Source organism: Shewanella sp. TC10, assembly GCF_009663145.1.
In the GTDB taxonomy this organism is placed as follows: Bacteria; Pseudomonadota; Gammaproteobacteria; order Enterobacterales; family Shewanellaceae; genus Shewanella.
In genome coordinates this window covers 26,147-47,169 of sequence record NZ_VKHR01000037.1, presented here as the reverse complement: position 1 = coordinate 47,169, position 21,023 = coordinate 26,147, and the positions used below count along the sequence as shown (strand labels likewise).

The 21,023-nt window shown below is 40.1% G+C and carries 19 protein-coding genes; 14 read left to right on the top strand and 5 right to left on the bottom strand.

The features are described from left to right. Positions 1-172: 172 nt before the first annotated feature. A complete protein-coding gene (locus FNZ24_RS13500; protein ID WP_153915131.1) occupies positions 173-862 on the top strand; it encodes a 7-cyano-7-deazaguanine/7-aminomethyl-7-deazaguanine transporter in 690 nt (229 codons plus the stop codon). Between the two features lie 386 nt (positions 863-1,248). Next, a complete protein-coding gene (locus FNZ24_RS13495) occupies positions 1,249-1,704 on the top strand; it encodes a GNAT family N-acetyltransferase (RefSeq protein ID WP_153915128.1) in 456 nt (151 codons plus the stop codon). Positions 1,705-2,344: 640 nt separating this feature from the next. On the opposite strand, the gene FNZ24_RS13490 is transcribed toward FNZ24_RS13495, so the two are convergent. Further along, the gene (locus FNZ24_RS13490) at positions 2,345-4,474 is read right to left on the bottom strand and encodes a sensor histidine kinase (RefSeq protein WP_153915126.1); all 2,130 of its coding nucleotides are present in this window, start codon (positions 4,472-4,474) and stop codon (positions 2,345-2,347) included. A 3-nt stretch (positions 4,475-4,477) separates the two neighbouring features. Next, positions 4,478-5,860: a sigma-54-dependent transcriptional regulator gene (locus FNZ24_RS13485; RefSeq protein ID WP_153915124.1), complete on the bottom strand. Its 1,383-nt coding sequence runs from the start codon at positions 5,858-5,860 to the stop codon at positions 4,478-4,480. A gap of 301 nt (positions 5,861-6,161) precedes the next feature. Between FNZ24_RS13485 and FNZ24_RS13480 the strand changes: the two genes are divergently transcribed. The 8 genes from FNZ24_RS13480 to mutM all read left to right on the top strand — a co-directional run bounded on the left by FNZ24_RS13480 (position 6,162) and on the right by mutM (position 13,323). Then, the gene (locus FNZ24_RS13480) at positions 6,162-6,983 is read left to right on the top strand and encodes a substrate-binding domain-containing protein (protein ID WP_153915122.1); all 822 of its coding nucleotides are present in this window, start codon (positions 6,162-6,164) and stop codon (positions 6,981-6,983) included. Then, entirely contained in the window at positions 6,983-7,690 is a 708-nt protein-coding gene (locus FNZ24_RS13475; protein ID WP_153915120.1) for an ABC transporter permease, read from the top strand. The genes FNZ24_RS13480 and FNZ24_RS13475 overlap by 1 nt, the downstream gene beginning before the upstream one ends. Further along, the gene (locus FNZ24_RS13470) at positions 7,690-8,397 is read left to right on the top strand and encodes an ABC transporter ATP-binding protein (protein ID WP_153915118.1); all 708 of its coding nucleotides are present in this window, start codon (positions 7,690-7,692) and stop codon (positions 8,395-8,397) included. The genes FNZ24_RS13475 and FNZ24_RS13470 overlap by 1 nt, the downstream gene beginning before the upstream one ends. Next, positions 8,381-8,965, top strand: a complete 585-nt coding sequence (gene mobA, locus FNZ24_RS13465) for a molybdenum cofactor guanylyltransferase MobA (RefSeq protein ID WP_153915116.1) — start codon at positions 8,381-8,383, stop codon at positions 8,963-8,965. The genes FNZ24_RS13470 and mobA overlap by 17 nt, the downstream gene beginning before the upstream one ends. Positions 8,966-9,006: 41 nt before the next feature. Then, positions 9,007-10,821 (top strand): bifunctional molybdopterin-guanine dinucleotide biosynthesis adaptor protein MobB/molybdopterin molybdotransferase MoeA, encoded by a 1,815-nt coding sequence (locus FNZ24_RS13460; RefSeq protein WP_153915114.1) that lies wholly within the window; start codon positions 9,007-9,009, stop codon positions 10,819-10,821. A 23-nt stretch (positions 10,822-10,844) separates the two neighbouring features. Continuing rightward, positions 10,845-11,831, top strand: a complete 987-nt coding sequence (gene moaA, locus FNZ24_RS13455; RefSeq protein ID WP_153915111.1) for a GTP 3',8-cyclase MoaA — start codon at positions 10,845-10,847, stop codon at positions 11,829-11,831. A 196-nt stretch (positions 11,832-12,027) separates the two neighbouring features. After that, positions 12,028-12,483: a hypothetical protein gene (locus FNZ24_RS13450; RefSeq protein ID WP_153915109.1), complete on the top strand. Its 456-nt coding sequence runs from the start codon at positions 12,028-12,030 to the stop codon at positions 12,481-12,483. A 24-nt stretch (positions 12,484-12,507) separates the two neighbouring features. After that, positions 12,508-13,323: a bifunctional DNA-formamidopyrimidine glycosylase/DNA-(apurinic or apyrimidinic site) lyase gene (gene mutM, locus FNZ24_RS13445; RefSeq protein WP_153915108.1), complete on the top strand. Its 816-nt coding sequence runs from the start codon at positions 12,508-12,510 to the stop codon at positions 13,321-13,323. A gap of 65 nt (positions 13,324-13,388) precedes the next feature. On the opposite strand, the gene coaD is transcribed toward mutM, so the two are convergent. Next, positions 13,389-13,886, bottom strand: coding sequence for a pantetheine-phosphate adenylyltransferase (coaD, locus tag FNZ24_RS13440; RefSeq protein WP_153915106.1), 498 nt, complete (start codon positions 13,884-13,886; stop codon positions 13,389-13,391). Positions 13,887-14,135: 249 nt separating this feature from the next. On the opposite strand from coaD, the gene wecB reads away from it, so the two are divergent. Beyond that, positions 14,136-15,272: a non-hydrolyzing UDP-N-acetylglucosamine 2-epimerase gene (gene wecB / locus FNZ24_RS13435; protein ID WP_267463733.1), complete on the top strand. Its 1,137-nt coding sequence runs from the start codon at positions 14,136-14,138 to the stop codon at positions 15,270-15,272. Further along, positions 15,272-16,393 carry a glycosyltransferase family 4 protein gene (locus FNZ24_RS13430; RefSeq protein ID WP_153915102.1) on the top strand — a complete coding sequence of 374 codons (1,122 nt, stop codon included), beginning with the start codon at positions 15,272-15,274 and terminating at the stop codon, positions 16,391-16,393. Before wecB ends, FNZ24_RS13430 begins: the two co-directional genes overlap by 1 nt. A 41-nt stretch (positions 16,394-16,434) precedes the next feature. Here FNZ24_RS13430 and FNZ24_RS13425 read toward each other — a convergent pair whose 3' ends face one another. Both FNZ24_RS13425 and FNZ24_RS21710 read right to left on the bottom strand, forming a co-directional pair. Continuing rightward, complete coding sequence (locus FNZ24_RS13425) at positions 16,435-17,244, bottom strand: glycosyltransferase family 25 protein (protein WP_228768488.1); 810 nt, start codon at positions 17,242-17,244, stop codon at positions 16,435-16,437. A gap of 151 nt (positions 17,245-17,395) precedes the next feature. Continuing rightward, positions 17,396-18,262 (bottom strand): adenylyltransferase/cytidyltransferase family protein, encoded by an 867-nt coding sequence (locus tag FNZ24_RS21710; RefSeq protein WP_228768487.1) that lies wholly within the window; start codon positions 18,260-18,262, stop codon positions 17,396-17,398. Between the two features lie 438 nt (positions 18,263-18,700). Between FNZ24_RS21710 and FNZ24_RS13415 the strand changes: the two genes are divergently transcribed. Next, the gene (locus FNZ24_RS13415; RefSeq protein ID WP_153915100.1) at positions 18,701-19,768 is read left to right on the top strand and encodes a CDP-glycerol glycerophosphotransferase family protein; all 1,068 of its coding nucleotides are present in this window, start codon (positions 18,701-18,703) and stop codon (positions 19,766-19,768) included. 110 nt (positions 19,769-19,878) lie between these two features. Then, a complete protein-coding gene (locus FNZ24_RS13410; protein WP_228768486.1) occupies positions 19,879-21,018 on the top strand; it encodes a glycosyltransferase family 9 protein in 1,140 nt (379 codons plus the stop codon). Positions 21,019-21,023 lie beyond the last annotated feature (5 nt).

The window sequence follows — 21,023 nt, the reverse complement described above, 5'->3', positions numbered from 1 at the left end:
TTGCTCACTATAATGCGTCCTCCTTGGCAAATGCATACTGATTCGTTTTCAATATATTTCATCCAAAAATATGTTATCCAAAACATCTTTAATGCACTCTAACAATAACACTGCCAACCATATTCCAATACGGGTTCCCTCACCCCGTCTAACCCAATAAAAAGGCTACAAGATGTTAAAACTAACTCAGGCGCAATGTCGCCGAGCGCTGATGTTTTTAGTCAGCTTTCATATCATTATTATTTGCGCCAGTAACTACTTGGTGCAGCTTCCATTTCAGATATTTGGTTACCATACCACTTGGGGTGCATTCAGCTTTCCATTTGTGTATTTAGCTACCGATCTCACCGTACGCATATTTGGCCAAAAAGCGGCTCGTAGCATCATCTTCAAAGCAATGTTACCTGCACTGGTTATTTCCTATGTGATGGGTGTTATTTTCCATCAAGGGGCTTTTCAAGGTGCAGAATCTTTAGCCCAATGGAACCAATTTGTATTTCGAATCGCTTTTGCCAGCTTTGTTGCTTATCTCGTTGGCCAGTTAATGGATATCACTGTATTTGCCAGGATGCGCAAAGCCAAAGCTTGGTGGATTGCCCCTGCAGCATCAACCCTGTTTGGTAATCTTGTCGATACTATCGTCTTTTTCAGTGTAGCCTTCTACGCTTCAACAGATACGTTTATGGCGCAGCATTGGCCAGAAATTGCCATGGTCGATTACGCATTCAAGCTAATCGTCAGCTTAGGTTTATTTTTACCTGCTTACGGAGTACTGCTTAAAGTACTTAGCGAAAAGCTCATTTCGACCGACAGTGACACTCTCACTGCAGCAAGTGCAGACAAAAAGCCTGCTTCAATGTAAGCAAATAGCTAAGACCTCTCACAGGGATTTCACTGAATGGCTTGTCAGTGAAGTCCCTAGCTCACTATGCTACTAAATCACTAGCTCACTAAACTACTATGAATTATCGAAATTAACCACGGTAGTTATCGCGCGCAATCACTACAGTTGCAGGGCCGAACCATAGTTGTAGCACTGAACCAGAGTAAAATTTGAATTAAAGCCTAGCTTCAAAACTACTGCCGAAAATTTGATCGATCCTGCATTTCTTTATTCAAGGTCATCACAGTACTGGTACGATGAGTTATAATGTCATGGTGTTTTTTGCCGAATAACTTATTCAGCTTTGCGCTTCATAATGAAGTCATAGCAACAATGATTGATAAGTCGGCCTTGCGGAAGATCAAATGTTAAATATCCAAATCGAAGCTCATACCGAGTTAACTGCAGAACTCGCTGACAAAGTGTCTAGCCTTACTGCGGAAATAAGTGAATTAGATAATGCTCAATCGATTGAATCAATTGAAGAAAGATTAAATAACAAAACATGTTTAATCTTGCTGGCTTACGTTGAAGGTGAACTAGCGGGTTTTAAATTAGGTTACCAAACCGGCGAGCAATGCTTTTACAGCTGGTTAGGCGGTGTTAATGCAGATTTTAGAAATATCGGCTTAGCGAAATCAATGCTGGAGTACCAAGAAAAATGGGCTGCTTCACAAGGGTTTACGCGCCTCGAAGTGAAAACCCGCAACCAATTCAAAGCAATGTTGAACATGTTGGTGGCTAATCACTATCACATTACTCAAGTTGAGAATCATAGTAATATTGCTCAAAACAAATTGCATTTACAGAAAGTGCTTTAAAAGTAATGAGTTAAATATAATTCAGGAAGAGTGTTTTTAATTTGTTGATTTTTTTATAACAATGTTTAAAAAAATTGAGCAATTAACTTGCAAACGCAAATGATAATGATTACTATTTATGTGCGTTCCAAAACTCAGTTTCATTAATAGCTTCATCTCCTATTAACTTCACTGAGAATTAGCACATCATTGCTCATACACTCTTTAAACGCCAGGCTCATCACCTGGCTTTTTTTCGCCTTAAATTAATCTAAACCAATCCCTCCTCGACTTAAATTGATTCACCGTTTTAAAAACTCATACCTTAGCAACCAATCATAAAATCAAGCTTTAGCCATCACTGGTTTCGCAATGGATTCAAGAAATTGTTTTTATTGAATATTTTATTTATTTCCGGGAGGAGGTAGCACTTGTAGTTTAACTGGAGGTGTAAAGAGAATGTAAACTTGTTAATTTTATTGAATTAATGTTTGCAAACGATAATGAGAATGATTATTATTTATGTGCGTTCCAAAACTCAGTTTAGTTAATAGCTTCATCTCCTATTAACCCTTCTGAGTATGCAAGCACGACATTGCTCACACACTCTTTGTGGCCGGGTTCATCACCCGGCTTTTTTTTGCCTAAAATTTAATCTGAGCTAAACGATTGTGTCGTCTACCGCACCAAAATGTAAGCCAGCATATGGGTTATCTGCATGCTCTTCTTTGGCTTTATGATAAATACCAATTGAAAATACAGTGCCTTTGCCAAGAGTCGACTTAACCTCAATCGTACCACCAATACGTTTAATAATGCCGTAACTAAGTGATAAGCCTAAACCTGTGCCATCTTTTCGGGTGGTATAAAATGGGTCAAAGATTCGACTTAGACGTTCAGGCGCAATACCCACACCTTCATCTTCCACTTCAACTTTTACACCAACAACTTTTCCATGTTCTACCCAATCATCAGCTCGAATCCAAATTTTACCTTTGCTCTCAATTGCGTGAGCGGCGTTGACGACTAAGTTAATCAATACTTGAATCACTTGCGGCCGATTAACTTCAACTTCTGCAGTGGTATTGATTTGCTGGATAAGTTCTACCTTTTGCTTTTCAATTGAATGGCGCACAAGCACTAATACTTCTTCAATCATTGATTGCACTTGGTGCATTTCTAAAGGTGCATTAAATTCACCGGGGCGACTATATTGCAATAAACTGCGGATAATAGTGCTGATCCTGCCCACTTGTTGAATCACTAACTCAATCTCTTCCTCAACCACGTTGGCGTTTGAACCAAGCTCATATTTCATTAGCTCCATGTTGCCCAAGATAACTGCAGTAGGATTGTTAATCTCATGGGCAATACCAGCTGTTAGCTCACCTAATGCGGTTAGCTTTTCATTCGTCACCAACTGCTGACGAGTTTCGTTCAATAAGGCAACGTTACGTTGTAACTCTTCGGTTTTGTCTTGCAAACTGCGGGTTCGCTCTTCAACTTTAACTTCAAGTTGCTCTGCAGCTGATTGAATTTGTAAGTTTCGTCGCTGTAATAGGTCGAGCATATGATCAAACTGCTCTGCGAGGTTTGAAAGCTCGTTGTCTCTATCTAAACCTAGCTCACCAATACGTAAATCACGACCGGATTGCACAGCTTTCACCACATGATGAATACGCTCAATAGGTTCTAATAAGCTGTTTGCGCCTCGATATACTAAAAAGCCTGACACGAGTAGCACCAACATTAATATCGTGCCTAGCTCGATGATATTAAGAATATAAGTATGAATAAATGGCGCTTCAGAAAAACCTGTGTAGATCATCCCAATTCGCTTCCCACGTATATCTTTAAGTGGCGAGTAACCTGATATAAACCAATCATTAAGAACAAAAGCACGATCAACCCATGGAGTGCCTTCCACTAAGACTTTTTGACGCACTTCTTCTGACACTAGCGTGCCTAATGCTCTTGATTGAAGCTCTTCATTTGGAGAAAACATGTCCATGGGGACATTAGTGCTTATTCGAGCATTATCTAAAAAGATGGTGACGGTACCTATTGAGCGTTCAGGCAGCGTTCCTTTATCGTAAACAAGGTCACGAATATGGTCGACAATAACGGTATCTCTGTTAAATAGCGTCGCCCCGTCGAGATACCAGCTTACCTGACCCGTTTCATCGGGTATGGGTAATAAAGTTCTACTCAACATTCCGCGAGTTTCAGCCATTTTTTCAGGCTCTTGAGCGCGCATAGTGACTGATAAAGGTACTTTGGCAAGCTCGGCCAAATTAGGAGCTAATCGATCTAACCGTTTAGCAGAAAGCACCATTAAGCCTGAAAAAGCTTGGTTTTCAACTCTAGGTAACATCTGACGTAAGTCAGGATCTGCATTAGCTTCTTCAAGCCTAATTAACCGTAAAACATCAAGCTGAAGAATTTCTTTTTGCTGCATCAAGTAACGGTTAAGCTTAACTAATTCAGCTTGATTACCTTTATCAACCTGCGAAAATGAATTTTGAAAATCCCAAGACTCGCTGACATTATAAAGTTGAACTTCTTGCTGTTTCTGAACCTGTTCTAGAGTGTTAGTCGCCACTGTTAAGTCAGCTTTAACCTTCATAAACAGCTGCTTACCTGTATAACTGATATTCCAGTAAATCGTGATGAACACTAAACTAATTAACGTAAGTAAAATCGGTAATAAAGTTAAAATTAAAATGCGATAACGCACCTTGGCCTGCATTTGCTGCCAACTGACTCCAAAAAATTGACTAAAAACAGACACTATTTAGTCTTCCTTATCCGATTCAACTTCAAACCATTCTTTGTATTTACGATCCAGTGTCTTACGAGACACACCTAAATCCCTTGCTGCCGCAGACTTATTACCACTATGAGAATCAACCACACTCATCACATGCTGCTTTTCAACTTCTTTTAACGGCCAGGTCAATGGATAACCGGCTTGAGTCACTGCTTCTGTTTGTTCATTTTTCTTCCAATACTCTGCAGGAGGCTTGCCCAGCAGAATACATCGTTCAATCATGTTACGCAGTTCACGGATATTACCTGGCCACTCATGCTGTTGTAGCACTTGTAAGTCTTCATGACTCCACACAACTTCTTTGACACCTAATTCACGTGCAAGTTGCCAAGTGAAATGATGCGTCAGCTCAATCACATCTTCTGGACGGGTGCGCAGCGGTGGGATCAAGATATTTAATACATTCAAGCGATAGTATAAGTCACTACGGAAATTACCTTCGGCAACTTCCTCTGACAGGGTGCGGTTAGTTGCAGCCACAACCCTGACATCAATAGCGACCTCTTTTTCGCTACCTACAGGTCTTATCGCTTTTTGCTCAAGCACACGCAATAAGGCTGTTTGCATTTTCATTGGCATTTCGCCAATTTCATCCAAAAAGATGGTGCCACCTGTCGCAAAGTTAAATAACCCTTCACGATTTCCTTTGGCGCCTGTGAATGCACCAGCAGTATGACCAAACAGTTCGCTGCCTAATAACTCTGGAGCGATTGCGCCGCAGTTAACTGGTACAAATGGCCCCGTGCGTCCGCTTAATTGATGCAATTGTCTCGCAACGAGTTCTTTACCCGTTCCTGACTCGCCTTCAATTAAAACCACTGCATTAGTTGGTGCTACGCGTTCAATGACTTGTTTTACCTCTATCATTGCATCACTGTTACCAATCATTGTGGTTGAATGGCCGCTTGATAACTCACGGCGCAGCATAAAGTTTTCGCGCTTCAGTAGGCGACGTTCAATACAGCGATCGACCGATGTCATCATTTGTTCTAAATGGAATGGCTTCATAATGAAATCAGATGCACCAGCTCGCAGCGCCTTAATGGCAACATCCATATCTGCATAGCCAGTCATGAAAATGATGTCTGAACGACGCTCTTTTTCATTTAATGCTTCATGCCATTCAATACCAGAGCGATCAGGTAAACGAATATCGACAATTAATAAGTCAAAATGGCCGCGACTACGAAGTTTTTCAGCTTCTTCAATAGTGGATGCCGTTTCAACTAACGCAAATTTCTTTGATAATGCCTTTTTCAGGAAGCTACGCATTCCTGGTTCATCATCAACAATCAACACCGAAACAGCTGTGGGTAACGGCTTTGAATTTGATTCATTATTGTTCATATGGCTTCTGCTTTGGACATTTTGACTAGATTTAACATTATCGTACCACTAAAAATCCGACTATGGGTCAGTTTGCCCTACAGAATTAGACCTATGGGACAATTTGTCTGTAAACCATAAGCTTAGTACGAGACTTAGATCACAGTTTTAAATTTTGTCGTGATCAACCTTTTCAGGCACGCATTGGCATAATAATTGCGATGTACTAAATTGTTACGGGCAACCTTTGCCCTCATTTACGAAATACATTAATTGGCACGGCTTGGTGCCTATGCAGTTTTAGTATTTTCAAGGAGCTAGAATGTTTAATTTTAAATCAGGTTTAACCGCTTTTATTGGTATGGCATTACTTGGTAGCACAATGGTCAGTGATACTGTTGAAGCAACTGAAGTCATCAAATTAGCTACGACCACTAGTACAGATAACTCTGGTCTATTACGCGCTATTTTGCCAACGTTTGAAGCAGAGTCTGGTTACAAGGTGCAAGTGATTGCAACAGGTACAGGCAAGGCATTAAAGCTTGCACGTCAAGGAGATGTAGACGTTGTGATGACTCACGCCCCCGCTGCTGAAGCCAAATTTGTTAATGAAGGATATGGCACAACACCTCGTGGGATCATGGAAAATGACTTTGTTGTTTTAGGTCCTAAAAACGACCCTGCAAAAATGTCAGGCAGTAAAGACGTGGTTGAAGCCTTTAAAAAAGTAGCTTCAACTAAGAGTACTTTCATCTCTCGCGGTGACAATTCTGGCACCAACATGAAAGAGCTCGCAATTTGGAAAGAAGCTTCTGTAACACCAGATTTTTCAGGCTATACTTCAATTGGTCAAGGTATGGGTAAGACTTTACTGATGGCTGATGAGAAACAAGCATACACATTAACTGATCGTGGTACGTTTGTTGCTTACAAATCTAAATTAGATTTAGCAATTACTTTTGAAGGTGGCGCTGCATTAGCCAACCCTTATCAAATCATGCTAATTAATGCAGAAAAATATCCTGATTTAAATCATCAAGGAGCGAAAGCATTGAGCGATTGGTTTATTAGCCCTAAAGCTCAGCAGATGATTAATGACTTTAAAGTTCAGGGAGAACAATTGTTTAAGGCAACATATAAGTAATGAATGAAGGCTGGTTAGCCCTAATGCAGCAAGCTTTTAGCTTGCTGCTTTCTTTAGACCCAGACGTATGGTCTATCATAAGCGTATCTTTTTCAGTTTCTTTTGCGGCATTAATCATCACATTAATACCGTCGATCATGCTGGGCTTTTTACTGGCCTCATATCAATTTCCAGGACGTTGGTTTGTCACTAACATAGTCCAAACTTTGCAATCTATTCCTACTGTGGTCATAGGCCTTTTAGCATACCTTCTACTAACCCGGAACGGGCCATTAGGTGACTTGCGCTGGTTGTTTACTCAAGAAGGGATGATTTTAGGGCAAATGATGATTTGTGCTCCGGTATTAATCGCCCTGTCACAAGCCGCTTTTAGCAGTATTGATAAACGAGCTTACGAAACGTCTCGTACACTAGGTGCATCATGGCAACGTGCTATTTGGACTGTGTGCCGTGAATTACGCGTGCCACTGTTACTGGCCATCATCGCCGCATTTAGCCGTATTCTCACAGAAGTTGGTTGTTCTATGATGGTGGGCGGAAACATATTGCACCACACTCGAAATATTCCCACGGCCATCGCACTCGAGACCAGTAAAGGCGATTTTGCCCAAGCCATCGCACTGGGCTTAGTGTTACTTATTTTAGCTATCGTGATTAACTTTGCGATTGGTTCTTTGCGTGGTAAAGCCATGCCAAGGAGTCAGTAATGACAGCTAAACTTACTGCAAACAATGTGCGCATTAATTTTAAAGAGCGCGAGTTATTCACCTTCGATGATTTATCGTTTTGTGAAGGCGATGTGATTTATCTTCAAGGCGATAATGGCTCAGGAAAATCAACGTTAATGAAGCTTATTGCCGGCATCATTAAACCCAATGCAGGTACAGTGACAGCCTCTGGCTTTGCAGTCCCCAAATGGTGGCAAACAAATTCATTACTTGGCAAAGCGGTGTATTTACATCAACATGCTTACCTGTTTGATGGCTCTGTTGAATATAATTTGCGATACGCTCTTCCCAAGGGCAAGTTTAGCGCTCAAGAGCAACAAGACAGAATTACCCAAGCCATTGAAATGGCGCAACTAGGCTCATTACTTGAAAGTGATGCAACCGATCTTTCAGGCGGAGAGCGACAACGCTTAGCCGTCGCCAGAGCTTGGATTACTCAGCCTAAATTGCTGATGCTTGATGAACCAATTTCTAACATGGATAAGCAGTCACAAAAACTGGTCTTAGCCATGATTAATATTTTGAAACAAGAAGGTACTGGGCTGCTGATCAGTAGTCACCAAACCTGTGGGTTAACAGCTTTATGTCAGAAACACTGGCATATTTCAGAGCAAAAAGTTGTTGAAAGTAACCATATACCTCGCTTTGAGCAGTCTCAGGAGTTTCACTATGTCAGTGCAAATTGATGCGGTGATTTTAGCTGGCGGTATGGCCAGAAGAATGGGCGGAATCGACAAAGGCTTAGTTGAATTAAGCGGTAAGCCGATGATTGTCCACACTATCGAACGCGTTAAGCCTCAAGTTAATTCTATTATGATTAACGCCAACCGCAGCCAAGCAGAATATGCAGAATTCGGTTACCCAGTGCTCAGCGACTTAGAGTCTGGTTATTTAGGCCCTTTGGCGGGGATGGTAACCGCAATGGGACAAACTCAGGCCGACTTATTGTTAGTCGTGCCATGTGACAGCCCAATGTTACCCACGGACTTATGTGAGCGCATGTATGCCTCACTTAAAGAAGCTGACGCCGATATCGTGGTTGCTAGCGATGGCGAGCACCACCAGCCAGTGGTTTTATTACTTAAGCCACATTTAAAAGCGTCAATGCAGGCATTTCTTGATGCTGGCGACCGAAAAATTTTCCTTTGGTATGAACAACACAAATATGTGGTCACAAGCTTTGCTGATCAACCTAATGCATTTGTGAATGTGAATACACTTGAACAAAAACTTGTCATCGAGAATGCCAAATAATTTGTGGCTATACGCCATGATTAGTCAACAATGAGGTCTTTATGAGTATACCGTTTTCCAATCCGCTTAATATTCCAGTACTCGGATTTTGCGCCTATAGTGGCACCGGTAAAACCACCTTATTAAAACAATTGATCCCAGAGCTTAATCGCCGCGGAGTTCGTTTAGCTGTTATCAAGCATGCTCATCATAATTTCGATGTCGATATTCCTGGCAAAGACAGCTACGAAATGCGTAAAGCGGGTGCTAAGCAAATGCTGGTTGCCTCCCATGTTCGTTGGGCTTTAATGACTGAAGATGCCGTTGAGGGAGATCCTCAATTACCGCATCTTTTAGCGCAAGTTGAAGCGGATAAAGTGGATATCGTTTTAGTTGAAGGCTTTAAAAAACTTGAACTACCTAAAATTGAACTGCACCGCGCTGCGCATGGTAAGCCACTCATTCACACCCATGATGACAATATTGTGGCTATCGCTTGTTGTGATGATACTGAAACGCCGGCAGAGCTTACCCGTTTAGATTTAAACAATGTCGGCCAAATTGCGGATTTTGTCATTGAGTATCAAACAAACTGGCAAGCCCCAGGCATTGAGTTGCCAATTCCAACTCAAGCGACACCAGTATCAGATGAGCAGAAATTTTTATCTGTCGCCCAAGGGTTAGAGCAACTTATGGCAATGGTTAAGCCATTAACAGATAGTGAGCAAGTGGCGATTGATAAAGCCGCTAATCGCGTTTTAGCATCAGATGCTATTTCTCCTGTGAATGTGCCGCAACAAACTAACTCAGCTATGGACGGTTACGCCTTTGCTTACAGCCAGGACAATAGTCCAACAAATCCTGTTGCCCCGCTTAAACTGATGGGTGAAGTTTTAGCAGGTCATGGGTATCCAGGCGTGCTAGCCGCTGGCGAAGCCGTACGTATTATGACTGGTGCAACTGTGCCACAAGGCGCAGATACCGTTGAAGCGCGTGAGTTGGTAATCGAACAAGATGGCCAAGTTCAGCTACAAGGTAAAGTAATAGAAGGCCAACATGTGCGTTTGTCAGGTGAAGACATCGCCAAAGATGCGCTCGCATTAGCTAAAGGCCATCGCTTACATGCTGCTGAACAGGGCTTATTAGCTTCTTTAGGCCTGCCAACGGCTGATGTGGTTAAGCAACCTACCATAGCTGTTTTCTCGACAGGCGATGAAGTCAGTCAACCTGGTGAACCGCTAAAAGCTAACTGCATTTACGATTCTAATCGCTACACCATTAAATCAATGGCGCAGAAGTTAGGTTGTAAGGTGATTGACCTAGGCATTATTGAAGACAGTGAAGCGGCGTTAACCACTGCACTTTCAAATGCGTCTGTTGATGCTGATATCGTTATTAGCTCAGGTGGCGTTTCTGTGGGTAATGCAGATTATATTAAAACGGTATTAGCCAAAATTGGTGAAATTAACTTCTGGCGTATAAACATGCGTCCAGGTCGACCACTGGCGTTTGGTAAGGTTAATAACAGCCTATTTTTCGGTTTACCAGGCAACCCAGTTGCTGTGATGGTGTCGTTTTTACAATTCGTTCAACCAGCCATTCGTAAACTTGCTGGTGAAATCAACTATACGCCACAGTATTTACCTGCCATTACCGATAGTATTTTGCGCAGCAGAACAGGACGAACAGAGTTTGTTCGTGGTCAGTATCATTTAAGCAATGATGGACGTTTACATGTGACCTCTACAGGGGCACAAGGTTCAGGGATGTTGAACTCAATGGTCAAAGCAAATTGTCTGATTGTGATCGGTGAAGCCGACGATTCAGTCATGCCAGGCCAACAAGTCTACATTCAGCCTTTCGCTGAACTGTTATAACTAACCAAAAGATGTGCTAATTCATGAGTTTAATAGTCGACAATTTTAACCGAAAAGTAGAATACTTACGTTTATCGGTCACCGACCGTTGTGATTTTCGCTGTGTATATTGCATGAGTGAAGATCCAAGCTTTTTACCAAGAGAACACGTATTAAGCCTTGAAGAACTTGCATGGATTGCACAAGCTTTTACAGAGTTAGGCGTGAAGAAAATCCGCCTAACTGGTGGTGAACCGTTAGTCAGAACTGACTGCGATAAATTAATTGAATTACTGGGCAAACTGCCTGGTTTAGATGATTTATCTATGACCACCAATGGCTCGCGTTTAAGTAAGCTTGCTCAGCCGATGCATGATGCAGGTCTAAAGCGTCTTAACATCAGTTTAGATACCTTAAACCCTGAGCTATTTACCGAAATGACCCGTAACGGCAAAGTCGATCGCGTCATTGCTGGTATTGATGCTGCCAAAGCTGCCGGTTTTAAGCATATCAAAATAAACGCAGTAATTTTACGCGGTAAAAATGATCATGAAGTGATTGATTTGATTAACTTCTGTCGTGAAAGAGGGCTAGACATTTCATTTATTGAAGAAATGCCACTTGGCGTAATGGATGAGCGTAAACGTAGCCGTCATTGCTCCAGTGAAGAAGTCAGAGGCATAATCTCAGAGACTTACCCTTTGCTGCCATCAAGTAAGCGTACTGGCGGACCTGCTCGCTATTACAAAATGGCTGATAGCGATATTCACATTGGCTTTATCTCACCTCATAGTAATAACTTCTGTCATGAGTGTAATCGGGTGCGTGTCACTGTTGAAGGTCGTTTATTGCTTTGTTTAGGTAACGAGAACTCTGTCGATCTAAAGTCAATTGTGCGTGAATTTCCTGGAGATATTGGCAAACTAAAAGATGCCATTTTAGAGGGGATTCAACACAAGCCTAAAGAGCACTATTTTGGCACTGATGATGACGTACAAATTTTGCGTTTCATGAACTCTACCGGCGGATAGTGACTCATTAGTCGTTTATAACGCCAGTAACTTATAGCTAAAGGTGATGCCAGCACTGCATCACCTTTTTTATTGCCAAAATTTCCTCATGAAAATCTGTTTTCCACACGCTAAAGCTATTCACTTTTTTCTCTAGACAGTTTTGCTATACACTATGAGTATCAATCGAACTTACTATCAATAATGCATTTAGCTTATGGCTTTATCTCGAAAGAAGTGGAATAACATTCTCATCATTGCTTGCGTCTTTATGGTCGCGGTGCTGACGTTTATTGACTCTAAAACCAATAAAATGCCAGAAGATGCCCATGCATTATTTGATGAGCAAAACCAATTAACTCAATTACAATTTAACGGTATTTGGCTTAATCAATCAGACTCTGGCTGGGTATGTGAAACATCGGTATTGAACTGCCAATCATTGGCCACAGCTTGGTCTGAACTTGTTATTTCTGTTGTCGATATTTCAACTGAAGAACTAAACACTTTGCCCTCACCATTAGCGTTGAGCATTGCCATCAATCATCAATCACAAGCACAACATTGGCAATACTATCCCGAGCAAGGGCTACTGCAATCCGCTGCTGAAAACTGGTACCAGATCCCCCCCAGTCTGCGAAGCAAACTAGTGCCTGTTATCTCTGCCAAATAAATAACAAATATAAAATGGATTTCTATGCCTGAATTACCAGAAGTTGAAGTAACCAAACAAGGAATATCACCACACCTTGTCGATCAGACCGTTCGAGACTTGGTCATTAGAAATGCCTCTTTGCGTTGGCCGGTACCTGATATTTGTAAAAACATTATCGGTCAAACCATTAAGCAAGTCAGGCGCCGTGCTAAATATCTACTCATTGATACTGATGCAGGTGTCACTATCGTACATTTAGGTATGTCTGGTAGCTTAAGAATTCTGCCAGCCAATACCCCAGTAGAAAAACACGACCATATTGATTTGGTATTAGAGAATGGACGTGTACTTAGGTATAACGACCCTCGTCGTTTTGGCGCTTGGCTTTGGTATGAACTGCCTGAAGAAGCTCATCCCTTACTGGTAAAATTAGGCCCTGAGCCATTAAGTGATGCCTTTAACCCACTGCAATTACAAGCCGCTTTGGCCAACAAGAAAAAAGCCATCAAACTGTGTTTGATGGATAATCATATTGTTGTCGGTGTAGGTAATATCTATGCTAATGAGGCATTATTTGCGGCAGGTATTCACCCTAAAGCGGCGGCTGGCAATATTGATTTAGAAAGGCTGACCATACTGGTTGCTGAAGTGAAACAAATCCTCGCTCAAGCAATTAAACAAGGTGGAACGACACTTAAGGACTTCACCAACGCAGACGGTAAACCAGGCTATTTTGCGCAAAAGTTACACGTATATGGTCGAGGTGGGGAAAGCTGCACAGCGTGTGGCAACTTACTCAGTGAAATTAAGTTAGGTCAACGCACCACTGTATTTTGTGGGCTTTGCCAAACTAACTAATAGTGTTAATCATACAGAACCATTGAACCAATAAAAAAGCCTCAAGATACCTGAGGCTTTTTTAATTATTTATTCTGTTTTTTCTGTGCTATTTTCTGTTCAAGTGATGAAACAATATCTGCATGAACAAACTGACTTACATCGCCACCATGCAAAGCAACTTCTTTCACTAAGGTTGAAGAAATAAATGAGTTTTCTTCTGCTGGTGTCAGAAAAACACTTTCTAAGTCCGGGTTCAAACGGCGATTCATATTGGCTAACTGAAATTCATATTCAAAATCAGATACGGCACGTAAACCTCTTACAAGCACACTCGCATTTTGCTCTTTAGCAAAATCCACTAATAAGCCAGTAAACCCAACAACCTCGACATTATCAAGATGAGCAGTCACTAAATTAACTTGAGCAACCCGCTCCTCAAGAGTAAAAAGTGGTTTTTTAGAAGGGTTTGAAGCAATACCGATAATCACATGGCCAAATAGTTTTGCCGCTCGCTCAATCAAATCAGCATGTCCATTGGTGACAGGGTCAAAGGTTCCAGGATATATCGCGCGTCTATGCATGTGTTTAATTCACTTTCAATGTCTGAATTGATTATCAAAAAAGAGACTTATTAAGAGCCATTTGCTTAATTAAACCTATTTCTCATAAGTCATAAATAGGTAGAATAATACTACACGGGAGCTTGTTACAGCAAAATTAAATAAGCCACTGAATAATGTTATGTTTCGCGTTCAGTTATGCCACCGAATAGCTAATAACATCGTAACGAGGTAAAATTAGTTAACTATCTAATTTCTGGCTCAGTTGTTTTGAAAAGCTCTCCTTTAAAAGTTCTCCTCGTTTTTGGCACGCGCCCCGAAGCGATTAAAATGTGCCCGCTTGTTCAAGCACTCAAAGACGATCCGCGATTTGAAGCCAAGGTGTGCGTTACTGCTCAGCATAGAGAAATGCTAGATCAGGTATTAAGTACTTTTAATGTAAAGCCAGATTATGACTTGAATTTAATGAAGTCAGACCAAACTTTAGACTGGTTAACTAGTGCGATAATTGAGCAAGTAAGTGTGGTGATTAAAGATTTCCAACCTCAATTAGTGTTAGTACATGGTGACACAACGACTTCATTTGCCTCTGCTTTAGCGGCGTTTTATCAACAGATTGATGTTGGGCATGTAGAGGCTGGCTTAAGGACTGGAGATATTCACTCACCTTGGCCAGAAGAAGCAAATCGCAAATTAACATCGACATTAACTCGACTTCATTTTACACCAACACAAAGTGCTGCTGATAATTTATTGCAAGAGAACGTCTTAAAAGAACATATATTCGTGACAGGCAACACTGTGATTGATGCATTATTAGCCACAGTGGAACAAACTCGTAAAGCGAGCTACCAAAGTACTAACCTCGCAAGCTTAATCACGAAAGTAACCAACAAAAAAGTCATACTAATTACAGGGCATAGGAGAGAGAACTTCGGCCAAGGGTTTGAAAATATCTGTAAAGCCTTAAAAGAAATAGCATCAAACCACCCCGAAATTGCTTTGATCTATCCAGTTCATTTGAACCCTCAAGTGCAAGAACCCGTTAACAGACATTTAGGCAATATAGACAATTTCCATTTAATTGATCCTCTGCAATACCAAGACTTTGTATTGCTAATGGATAGGGCAGATATTATTTTAACAGACTCTGGTGGCATTCAAGAAGAAGCACCTTCTCTTAATAAACCAGTTTTAGTATTACGAGAAAAAACTGAGCGCCCAGAAGCTGTTGAGGCTGGAACCGTCAAGCTAGTCGGCACCGATGAGCGTAAAATAGTTTCCGCTGTTGAAGCACTTTTGGAGGATCCATCTTGTTTCTCACACATCACTAATCCTTATGGCGACGGACTAGCTTGCCAACGTATTAAACACATCATCGCAACCACTTATGGGCTGTCATCATAATGAAATCAATTTATATCATTTACAGAGCCATGTTTGATGAACAGGGTTCTGTCACGGTTATTGGTGGAATTGAAAACTATATTCTGAGTTTGATTGAGACATTTCATGCCCAAGGCTGGAAAACTCACATAGTACAGCCAGCTAAAACCGCTTTTACAACTGCATCAGAGACTCATACCATTCATGGTATTAATACTGGCTGGAAACGAGGAAACGCTAAAAAGTACGCTCTAGCTAATTGGGTGAAAACACAGGCACAAGATGACGATATTGCTATATTTGCCACTGACTCTTATGCCGTTAACATCCCCAATATAAAAACTATTGCTATTCAGCATGGCGTGTCTTGGGATAAGCCTCGCGGCTCATCTTCAAGGTTTACTCAAATAGTTTCTTCTTTTGCGAATCAGATGAAGTATTTAAGTTATACCGACAAAAGCGATGCATTAGTGTGTGTGGACCATAATTATGTTAATTGGTACCGCACCTGGCTTAATACTGACAACACTAAAGTAAAAGTGATTTATAACTTCTTCCATCAAAAAATCTTAGAAGAAGCACTATCGAACAAATGGCAACCAATTCAGCTAGAAAAGTCGATAAACATTATCATTGCCAGACGTTTTGTCGATTACCGTGGTGTAGGCATGATAGCCCCAGTGATTGCCCGTTTAACTCAGCGTTACCCTAATGTAAAAGTTACTTTTGCTGGGGAAGGTCCGTTAGAGTCTGAGTTGTCCGCTCTATTTAATGATAATAACCAAGTACAAATTACTCAATACAAGCCGGAAGACAGCTTTCAAGTACACCAAGATCAACATATCGCAGTGATCCCAACACTGGGTTCTGAAGGCACTTCACTTTCAATGATAGAGGCAATGGCTGCAGGATGTTTAGTGATAAGCAGTAATGTTGGCGGCTTATCTAACCTGGTTATAAATGGCCACAATGGTCATTTAATTATGCCTGATGTAAATGAGTTTGAAGCCGTGATATCAAAAGCCATATCGGATATTGAAACGAGTAGCAGATTTGCTCGACAAGGGTATTTATCGATTAAAGATGTGTGCTCATTTGAACACTGGCAACATCAGTGGGTACAACTGATTAAAGGGGTTTAACCCGATAAATAAAAAGCGCATACCTAGATATGCGCTATTAATTAGTTTTTCAAGTTTGACACTTTTGGGAGATTTCGGCTATTCAAGCGAACGTTAACTTCAAACGCGGCTTTCTGCCAAATACGTTTCAAAGGATGCTTCTTGGCAAAATGCCTGTTTTCAAGGTGACAAATTTCACTATCAAAATCAGCCTCTAAAACTGGAAAAGGCCTTACCACAAAACAAGCTAACTCTTTCTCAAACCAATGCTGAATATCAATATCCACAGGTCTAGAAATTGGCATTGCAGTGGCTAAAAGCTTTTTCGCCCCCGATAAAGATACAAACTGACCTCTTGTTGACGAAGGCAATTTCAGGCAGGTTCCTAAGGAAAACTGGTCATTTAATGTAATAAAATCAATAATATCTTTTTTCTTCCGACCATGGCATAACTTAATATAGTCCCATTGTTCGGCAAGCTTGCCAACGCTTTCAATTAAGTCAACAAGCCCTTTATCCAATATTGAATCGTCTTCTAAAATCAAAGCATAGTTAATTTGATTATCTATCATGTCATTCCAACAATTCACATGACTTAAATAGCAACCAATCTCACCCACATTCAGCACCTTGTCGTACTTTTCAAGGTTGGTTTTTTTATCAAATATGTTACTTATTTCAGCTTCAGATAACTCTTTACCATAAACAGCAGGCACTCGTTCATACTCAATATTTAACTGATTTAACTGCTGTTGCATAAAAGCCATTCTGTCTGTGCTTTTATCTAAATTTATGACAAACACTTTAAACTGCATAATGTCTCGATTTTCCATCCATGGCTTAATGTTGTGATTGGTATGCATAATCTGCATAAATATTCGATATAGGTTTTAGCCACTTAAGAGTCATTGTTACTTTAAATTCAACACGCAAATTGCTTGTTGCGTCAATAACTCACCTTGTAAGTGTGGCTCTGTATGTAAAGGATTGAACAAATCACAACCCTTAACTAACCTAAAAGCATTATGCCTTTGAGTCAGGTGTAATATTTAACTTTTGCTTTAACACGGTAGAGCTAACATTCGGGGTATAATCGAAATACACCATCTCACAGGTCACAGCTGGATATTTCCCTTTCCAATCAGAACCAACTGAAATCGCATCAATATTATACTGGTCAACAATATCTTGTTTATTTTTGTCAACTTGGGGTATAACCTCATCAACAAATCTATTTGATTCTAGAATCGAAATTCTTTCTTCAAAAGGGATAATTGGCGGGCGGCCTTTTGACTTAATAATCAACTCATCGGTAGAAACACCAACAATTAAATAGTCACACAGCTCTTTGGTTTTCTTCAAGATATTTAGATGCCCTTGATGAAAAATATCAAAGCAGCCAGAAGTATACATTCTTCTAAAAGGCTTTTTAGAGTCTGCAACCACTGTTTCAGCTACATTACAAAAATCGCTCTTCAAAGTCTTAAGCAATTCATCTCGATAAATGGCTTCTAACTTTAATTCATCAACTAGACTTGGTGGTTTAGGCCAATTTGAATCAACGTAGTCTTGACCACAAAAATCGACAGGAAATTCATAGCGAGGAATAATGTGAAAATGAACTGCAGGATCCACCATCATCAACATTAAATAGTTAACTTTATTGCAGTCAAAACGATACTTTAACACCCTTTCAATGTCTGAAATAATTTGCTTTTGCTCTTCAGCAGCCGCATTTGAAATACCAGAGTAATGATGAACACTTTCTTTGCACACCAATACCATTGAACCTAATGTCGGTTGATCTGGTCTGAGTAACAAGTGCCAATGCTGATAGCTTTTTATTAAACTTGCAGGGTAATCGAAAGTTCTCAGGGTAGATTGAGGCATAGTTAACGTATCTTGTAAAAATGAGAAGGTTATTTTAATTGAAATACAGTAAACCGTCTATAAAGGCCCCATTAACTCACGCATTCATCTAGCTTTTGTCATTTAATTATTTCAATCAAGCTTAAATGGTAAATGCCTAGTGTTTAAGTTTACTTTCTCCCATGTTTAGCGCCCAAACTAGACTTCGAGTAGATAAGATTAATTTACAGATAATTTTCTGATTATATGGTTTCAGTCGCTATGCCTATTCTTTCACTTTCACAAATATTGTTACATAATGAGTCTTTGTTAAAGAGATAACACTACAGATGCTAAGGCGTCATTGTGATCACATCCTCATTAATTATTTCTGTTTTAAAACAAAATAACAGAACAACATCTAACTTAAATGGCCACAGAGCCGTCCATTATTAAAATAATAATTTTAAAGAGAATGCTATGTTAATCGTGTTTGACACATTGAATGTATATTATTTACCTCAATACGTTCCAATCATCGAACAACTTAAGAAACGAAACCATCAGGTTAAGCTAGTTTGCTATAGCAATAAAAACGATCAACAAGCGTTCTCAAACACCATAGAAAATCTACATGTAGAATGTATCTGGGTTAAAGATAAGCATGAAGCAAAGCAGACTTACTTATCTCTCAAGCCTGAGTGGATCTTTTTTGGAAATGAATCTGACTTTCTAGATGAAGTTCATCAGCATTCTAAAACAGCACAATTAGGCCATGGCGTTGGCCCTAAACCCAGCTATTACCATAAGTCAAAAACCCCAATGACAGTGCGTTTTATTGAAGGTGCACTAAGATTATCTAAGATTAAAGAATATTACCCAAAAGACGAATTTGTCCAAGTCGGTTTTTCAAAGTTAGACCCTATGTTCAATCAAACAGAACCAGGGTTTGATTTAGCCAAACTAGGTTTGGATCCTAATAAAAAAACCATTTTGTATGCGCCTACCTTTAATCCAAGTTCGTTAGAATGCTTTCCTGATAACTGGCCAACTGATTTCAAGGAATACAATATTCTCATTAAGCCACACTCTTTAACCCAGGTCAGAGAGCAATACAAAAAACAAAGAGATAAATTGGCGAAATGGTCAAAATACAGCAATGTCTATGTCGCCAAGGAGCAAGATATTTCTTTGCTGCCTTTCATGAAAAATGCCGACATTTTGTTAAGCGAAGCATCAAGCACCTTGTTTGAGTTCGCCGCATTAAATAAACCAGTGATCGTTTGTAACTTCTTCAAGTTGAAATGGTCATATCGCGGGGTTTTCAAATTCCGATTCAATAACCGTTTTGGTAAGGATAATGTTTTATATTCAGAAATCGGCTTTCACGTAAATGATTACGCTTCATTACTTGCTGCAATCCCTCAGCAATTGAGTCAACCAGAAGAGTTTAAAGAAAACCGTCTAAAATACACTACAGACCATGTAGGCCCGACCGACGGCTTAGCATCAAGTAGAATTGTCGATTATTTAGAGCTTAACGCCTAAATTATTTATATTGAGTAATAATAAATTGAAGTGACAATAAATTTAGCTTCAATTTATCACTATTTCGATTATACGATTTTATTCATTTTACTTTCAGGTTATGCTTTATTATGACTTTTAAAGCATTAAACCTACTTATGCCCATCATCTCTTCTGAACAGTTATCAAATAGCAAACGCTTGCTATTTATATCACCTTTTGCATTAGGTGATTTTCTCTATTTTAAAACTTTTCTTATTGCTCTTAAGCATCAACACCCGCATATCGAAATTGATATCTGGTTAGATGACAATCGCTGCAATACCGATGCATGGCGGCTATCTAGAAGTAAGATTTTACAGCAGTGGATGCAAGCAGAAGGTACGTTTAATCAAAGCTACGGTTGCACAGACTCTACAAGTGCAAGAGATAGCCAAATAGAACAAGCCAATCAAAGAAACTACGACATCATTGTTTGTCATTCTCCAGGCAGTAAAGCAAATCAATTCTCTGATATTGCCAGAAAAATATCGCCTAAAGCCTTTATTGTATCCAGTGTTTCCAAAGCTCCGTATAGAGGATTACTTAACTTCGTGCTATTTCGAAATAGCGATAAGGTGTATCAGCTCGATACGGACTCATTGCCGACGAATCACCACATTACAGATCGCTTTATGAAGGTCATGAATAGTATTTTTGATTTGCAACTTTCAAAAGAGCAAATGATGCCAAATTTAGTTGTCCCTGACCAAACGACAACAGACTCAAAAGAGTGGCTAGCTGGCAAGTTTCCAACGACAAATGGTAAACTTTTCTTTTTGAACCACCTATCAACAAATACTAAAAAAGACTGGCAATTAACTCAGCTATTCTCTTTGATAAGTTCGCTCGAGCAAACTGACAATGGTCATCGATATATCATCAATGTGACGCCAGAAAATTTCGAAGAAGTGAAAACTGCAGCTCACATATTCTCCCAAGAGAATAATATCCAGCTGGTAGTGTTTACTGTTGATAAGCATTTCTTTGAATTACCTTCATTGATTGCATTATCTGATTTTGTGATAACAGTCGATACCGCAATACTGCACTTTGCATTTGCAGCTAAGCGCCCACTTTTAGCCATGATGCGTCAGAAAAAACCTTATTGGGCACCACCTGAAAGCGCGACATCTCATGTTATGTACGCCACCGAAGGCAAAGGGCATGTTTCAGATATTAGTGTAGACACTGTATTTAATAAGTATTTGAACATGAGTTCGCATGCATAAAATTA

What these genes read in the sequence shown, in the direction of transcription:
- FNZ24_RS13410 (WP_228768486.1), top strand. Translation starts at nt 19,879, where the DNA reads ATGACTTTTAAAGCATTAAACCTACTTATGCCCATCATCTCTTCTGAA.
- FNZ24_RS13480 (WP_153915122.1), top strand. Translation starts at nt 6,162, where the DNA reads ATGTTTAATTTTAAATCAGGTTTAACCGCTTTTATTGGTATGGCATTA.
- FNZ24_RS13425 (WP_228768488.1), bottom strand. Translation starts at nt 17,244, where the DNA reads ATGCAGATTATGCATACCAATCACAACATTAAGCCATGGATGGAAAAT.
- coaD (WP_153915106.1), bottom strand. Translation starts at nt 13,886, where the DNA reads ATGCATAGACGCGCGATATATCCTGGAACCTTTGACCCTGTCACCAAT.
- FNZ24_RS13415 (WP_153915100.1), top strand. Translation starts at nt 18,701, where the DNA reads ATGTTAATCGTGTTTGACACATTGAATGTATATTATTTACCTCAATAC.
- FNZ24_RS21710 (WP_228768487.1), bottom strand. Translation starts at nt 18,262, where the DNA reads ATGCCTCAATCTACCCTGAGAACTTTCGATTACCCTGCAAGTTTAATA.
- FNZ24_RS13470 (WP_153915118.1), top strand. Translation starts at nt 7,690, where the DNA reads ATGACAGCTAAACTTACTGCAAACAATGTGCGCATTAATTTTAAAGAG.
- FNZ24_RS13500 (WP_153915131.1), top strand. Translation starts at nt 173, where the DNA reads ATGTTAAAACTAACTCAGGCGCAATGTCGCCGAGCGCTGATGTTTTTA.
- FNZ24_RS13485 (WP_153915124.1), bottom strand. Translation starts at nt 5,860, where the DNA reads ATGAACAATAATGAATCAAATTCAAAGCCGTTACCCACAGCTGTTTCG.
- FNZ24_RS13460 (WP_153915114.1), top strand. Translation starts at nt 9,007, where the DNA reads ATGAGTATACCGTTTTCCAATCCGCTTAATATTCCAGTACTCGGATTT.
- FNZ24_RS13475 (WP_153915120.1), top strand. Translation starts at nt 6,983, where the DNA reads ATGAATGAAGGCTGGTTAGCCCTAATGCAGCAAGCTTTTAGCTTGCTG.
- moaA (WP_153915111.1), top strand. Translation starts at nt 10,845, where the DNA reads ATGAGTTTAATAGTCGACAATTTTAACCGAAAAGTAGAATACTTACGT.
- mobA (WP_153915116.1), top strand. Translation starts at nt 8,381, where the DNA reads ATGTCAGTGCAAATTGATGCGGTGATTTTAGCTGGCGGTATGGCCAGA.
- mutM (WP_153915108.1), top strand. Translation starts at nt 12,508, where the DNA reads ATGCCTGAATTACCAGAAGTTGAAGTAACCAAACAAGGAATATCACCA.
- FNZ24_RS13495 (WP_153915128.1), top strand. Translation starts at nt 1,249, where the DNA reads ATGTTAAATATCCAAATCGAAGCTCATACCGAGTTAACTGCAGAACTC.
- FNZ24_RS13450 (WP_153915109.1), top strand. Translation starts at nt 12,028, where the DNA reads ATGGCTTTATCTCGAAAGAAGTGGAATAACATTCTCATCATTGCTTGC.
- FNZ24_RS13430 (WP_153915102.1), top strand. Translation starts at nt 15,272, where the DNA reads ATGAAATCAATTTATATCATTTACAGAGCCATGTTTGATGAACAGGGT.